Raw genomic sequence first — 4,490 nt, 5'->3', positions numbered from 1 at the left:
AGATGTGTATAAGAGACAGCCCCTAAATTTGATCATTTTCTGATGGAAATTTGACCCTATTTTTAGACAAAAATAAATGGTCTTTTTGAGGTATTTTTTTACCCCATTTTTCTCTATTTTTTAACGAAATTTTTCACCCTTTTTGGATGATATTTTGCAGATGTTTTTCATCCAATTTTTAGTCATTTTTTATCAATTTCCTTTTGATGATTGCGTCTTCATTTTTCAATTAAGGTGATGGATATTTTTTCTTTGTTACTCGCCATCTTCACAAACTACATGAAGTGTATTCATGAGTTCTTGTTTAAAAAAATATGTTTGAATTCAATACGAAGAGTGTTTTATTTGATTTTTGTAATGAAGATATTCGAAGCAAATTCGCGCTGTTGATACGCTGTTGGAATTGAGTATTTTGTGACTATTTTGAGCCCATTTGGGGGTGTTATTTACCCCTTTTTTGAGGGTCAATTCGCTCTGGGCAATGGATTTGATTTTGGGTGAGTTATTGGCGCATTTTTTGGCTGAAATGGAGCTTGGATTTAAGGGTAAAACTGGGTTTATTCGGATTCTTATTCACCCAAGGGCGTAAGCCCTGCAATGGTGAATTTTGGGCGCTTCTAGAGAGAATTTAAGGGTTCCATCCAATACAATAGCTACATATTTTTACATGTGTTTTTATAAGAAAAATGATCCTAAACACCCCTTTTCGCATAAATCCTTTCCGCTGGGCTGGCATTGCCCTCTTTGTAGGGGCTAATGGCCTTTCTGGCGTAGTCATGGCGCAAGTAGACGCTGGCGCCCTGCAACAGAACCTAGAAAAGCAACTCCCCCTACCTTCGCCATTAGCTCTGCCTGAGGCTCAAAAGCCAACTAGCCCACAGCGTGAAGGAGCGGCTAAAGCGGGCGAGGTTCGGTTTACGGTCAACTCTTTTGTCTTAGAAGGCGTAAAGACGCTTCCTGAGGCACAAGTACAAGAGGTATTGAAGGAGTGGGTAGGCAAGTCGGTCAATTTCGATGACTTACAAAAAGCCTGCGACGCTGTTGTGACGCTCTACCGTAAGAATGGTTTAACAGTACAAGCCATTCTGCCACCACAAAAGATTGATGGTGGCGTAGTTAAGATTCTGATTACGGAAGCTAAGCTCAGTGAAGTAATTGTGGATACCCCACAAGGCGACACGCGCTTTGGTAAACAGCGTGCAGCTGAGTACATCACTTATGCAAACCCGATCGGCGCCCCATTAAATATGGATAAGCTTGAGCGCGCATTAATTATTCTGAATGAAACACCAGGCGTGATGGTGGCTAGTCAATTAGAGCCGGGTAAAAACGATGGCGAGACTGCGGTGCGTGTGCAACTGACTGAACCGCCAGTAGGCGCTGGTCGTGTTGAACTGAATAACTATGGCAGCAGAACTACTGGCGCTAATCAAGGCGTCATTGCACTCAATGCCAATAACGTCACGGGCATTGGTGATCAGGCAGCCTTAAACGGCATCTACTCCGAAGGCTCACAATATATTCAGGGTGCTTACTCTATTCCAGGCTCAAAAGATGGCTTGCGTCTTGGTGTTGCGGGAACCTATTTGAACTATAAGAACGTCAGCAACTATGCTTCACCAAATGGTGGTTGGGGTGACTCATGGACTGCAGGTTTAAGTGCTGCGTATCCATTGATTCGTAGTCAGGCGACGAACTTAAATGCCACCATGAACTATGACGTCAAGAGTTACATGAATAAAAACCAAGCAACTCAATATGTCATCAGTAGCTACAACATTAATAATTTCTCCATTGGTATGTCTGGCAACCATTACGATGGCTTTGGTGGTGGCGGCATCTCCACAGGATCTGTATCTTTAGTCTTTGGTTACCTTGATGTTTTAGGTACCAGCACTCCAGGCTATGGCGCATATACACCGCCAAGCTTTACAAAGCTCGCAGTTTCAGGCAGCCGTAACCAGCAGCTGACTGAAGATGGCTTAACTTCTTTCTATATTGCTGCAAGTGGTCAGATGGCATCGGTGAATTTAAACTCTGCGGAGCAGTTTTATTTAGGCGGTCCCTATGGTGTGCGCGCCTATCCAGTAGCGCAAGCAGGTGGTTCACAAGGCGGTCTAGCCACTGCCGAATTACGTCGTCAATTACCGCAAAACGTGACCATCAGCGCCTTCTTTGATGCTGGCGTGGTTCAACAATACAAGAATGTTTATCCAGGTTGGCAAGGCTTGACCCACGCCAATAATACGTACTCATTGATGGGTGCTGGCCTCGGCGTGAAGTGGATGTATGGCGGCTGGAATGTCGCCGGCTCTGTCGCCTGGAAAGTGGGTAACAATCCTTTGTATAACCAATATGGTCAGGCAGTTAATACTGATGGCACTACCACTAATCCACGTGGTTGGATTACTGCTAGCTACACGTTCTAATGAATGAGTAAGTATTATTATCAATACTTACTTTGATTGCACAACTGTAGGGTCGCTTCCACAAGAGACGGCCCTATTTGTTTGGGCAAATTGCATGGCATTCTCCATGCGTTCATCATTACCAGGGTGAGTAGATAAAAACGCAAGTGTGACACCTTCACCTAACGCATTCATCTTGGCAGCAAAGCGATAACTACCGCACGGTGAATACCCGGCTTGTTGTGCCCACTGCATTCCCTGAAGATCTGCCGCCCGCTCATCATCACGATTAAAGGATAGTCCCGCACCTTTGGCCGCATTACCGACTACTAAACCGCTAAAAGGCACGAAATAGCTCGCTATCATGCCAAGTGCTTGGCTTGTTGCGGAGACCAATAAATCGCGATTCTTGCCATAGTCTGCTTGTGTATGACCCAACTGATGATGCGCAAGCTCATGACCCATCACACTAGCAAGAACATCTGGATCGTTTCCAAACTGCGCTATAAAACCATTCGTAAAGATAATGTAGCGCTGGTTATTTTGTAGCTCTGCGTACGCATTGATCTCTGCAGAATCCGTTAGACCTACTACAAATGGAAATGGCACAGTCTTTGCCATTCTTTGACGAACCATAGCGAGATTTTTTTCAGAAGTGCTAGCGCGTGAACTTTGATTTGCAGCTTGCCACCACGCTTCATTTGGTATCTGCACTTCCATCGATTTTTTACTGCTCGAGCAAGCAATCAATGAAATGCAAAGCAGTATTGGTAATGCAGAGCGCATTGCCAATGTCATTTTTTGTAACCTTAAATCAAAATATCTTTGAGACCGCGCATTCCAGGAGAGTTCGCGGGTGGAGCGGGTGCTGGCGCCGGGGCTGGAGCTGAACGCTGGTTGGCTTTAGCTGCTTCGGACAAAGCGCGACGAATGGCATCGGTTGAGCCAGCCAAACTAAAGCGGGTTACCCCAAATGCACCAGATTGCAAAGCAACCGCAAAACCAATCGTGTCACCCGCTTTGACTGCATTCAGAACAGCATCAAAGGGGTCAAGAATCTGAAATAAATTGACCCCAATTTGGGTACATTGCATCGATAAAGCGGTTGAAACTGTGGCACTGTTCATCAAAACAGAATACTTAGCTCCTGGTTGACATTGCAATGCTTGATGGAGATAAAAGAGGCATTTATCAGCAGCGCAAAATACACCAAATGATGACTTAGAGTCATTCGCTGTATAGGCCTCTGTAGTGGCACCATTCATATCCACTATCCAATTTTGATAAGCCACTTTCTCACCAGCATAAGCCTGGAACGAGAGTAGGCAAAGAATGGATAGCAGAAGTTTTCTCATACGGAGAGCTTACTACAAGTCTTTATTGAATAATTTTGGCTGTTTCACGTAACTTCTTCACGGTCTCCGCGAGATATTGCTGCACGATCGCTTGGCGCAATTGTGGTTTTGCTTCATCAAAAGTAGGCAGCTTAAATGGGCGTTTATCGTCCACCTTGACGATGACCCAGCCGCCCTGCGTCTGAATAGGAGCGTTGGTTACGGCGCCTTTATTCATATTCACAATCACGTTAGCCACTTGCGGCACCACCTGCCCTGGCAATACCCAGCCTATTTGACCGCCATTAGCCTTAGATGCCTGATCAATGGAATACTCTTGTGCCAGTTTTCCAAAGAGTTCACCTTTTTGAATACGACGAATCAGATCTAAGGCATCGGTTTCGGTCGTGACGATAATTTGACTTAGACGGTATTGAGATGCGGAGGCCCCCTCGCCGATCAATTTTTTCTGACGATCAAATTCTTCTCTCAGCTGCGCATCAGAAATGGGATTTTTCTGAAAATGATTTTCTAAAAAGGCTTGGATCATCAATGTTTGCTTTAACTGCGCAATTTGATCCCGAAAATCAATATCTTTATCTAAGCCTCGCCTAATCGCTTCTTGAGTTAATAATTCGCGATTGATGAGTTCATCCTTAAGTGCTCGCTGTAATTCAGGAGAATCTTTCTGTCCTTGTGCCATAGCGGCTTTTATATTGAGCTCAAGCAATCCATTGGTGAGCGGTGT

At 44.7% G+C, this 4,490-nt stretch carries 4 protein-coding genes; 1 reads left to right on the top strand and 3 read right to left on the bottom strand.

The window, feature by feature from the left end; translation table 11 throughout:
- Positions 1-686: 686 nt before the first annotated feature.
- Positions 687-2,429 carry a ShlB/FhaC/HecB family hemolysin secretion/activation protein gene (locus KIH43_RS08490; RefSeq protein ID WP_297719744.1) on the top strand — a complete coding sequence of 581 codons (1,743 nt, stop codon included), beginning with the start codon at positions 687-689 and terminating at the stop codon, positions 2,427-2,429.
- Between the two features lie 27 nt (positions 2,430-2,456).
- Here the strand turns inward: KIH43_RS08490 and KIH43_RS08485 are convergent, their stop codons facing one another.
- The 3 genes from KIH43_RS08485 to KIH43_RS08475 form a co-directional block, all read right to left on the bottom strand.
- On the bottom strand, positions 2,457-3,206 hold the full coding sequence (locus tag KIH43_RS08485) for a M48 family metallopeptidase (RefSeq protein ID WP_297719740.1): 750 nt from the start codon (positions 3,204-3,206) through the stop codon (positions 2,457-2,459).
- A gap of 11 nt (positions 3,207-3,217) precedes the next feature.
- Entirely contained in the window at positions 3,218-3,763 is a 546-nt protein-coding gene (locus KIH43_RS08480; protein ID WP_297719737.1) for a hypothetical protein, read from the bottom strand.
- A 22-nt stretch (positions 3,764-3,785) separates the two neighbouring features.
- The coding region (locus KIH43_RS08475) for a peptidylprolyl isomerase (protein ID WP_297719734.1) at positions 3,786-4,490 on the bottom strand (705 nt) is incomplete at its 5' end.

It is taken from the genome of Polynucleobacter sp., assembly GCF_018500155.2.
Classification (GTDB): domain Bacteria; phylum Pseudomonadota; class Gammaproteobacteria; order Burkholderiales; family Burkholderiaceae; genus Polynucleobacter.
The sequence above is the reverse complement of the archived record's forward strand: the minus strand, read 5'-3'. Positions and strand labels throughout refer to the sequence as shown.

Coding starts and splice junctions, on each gene's coding strand:
- KIH43_RS08490 (WP_297719744.1), top strand. CDS start 687: ATGATCCTAAACACCCCTTTTCGCATAAATCCTTTCCGCTGGGCTGGC.
- KIH43_RS08485 (WP_297719740.1), bottom strand. CDS start 3,206: ATGACATTGGCAATGCGCTCTGCATTACCAATACTGCTTTGCATTTCA.
- KIH43_RS08480 (WP_297719737.1), bottom strand. CDS start 3,763: ATGAGAAAACTTCTGCTATCCATTCTTTGCCTACTCTCGTTCCAGGCT.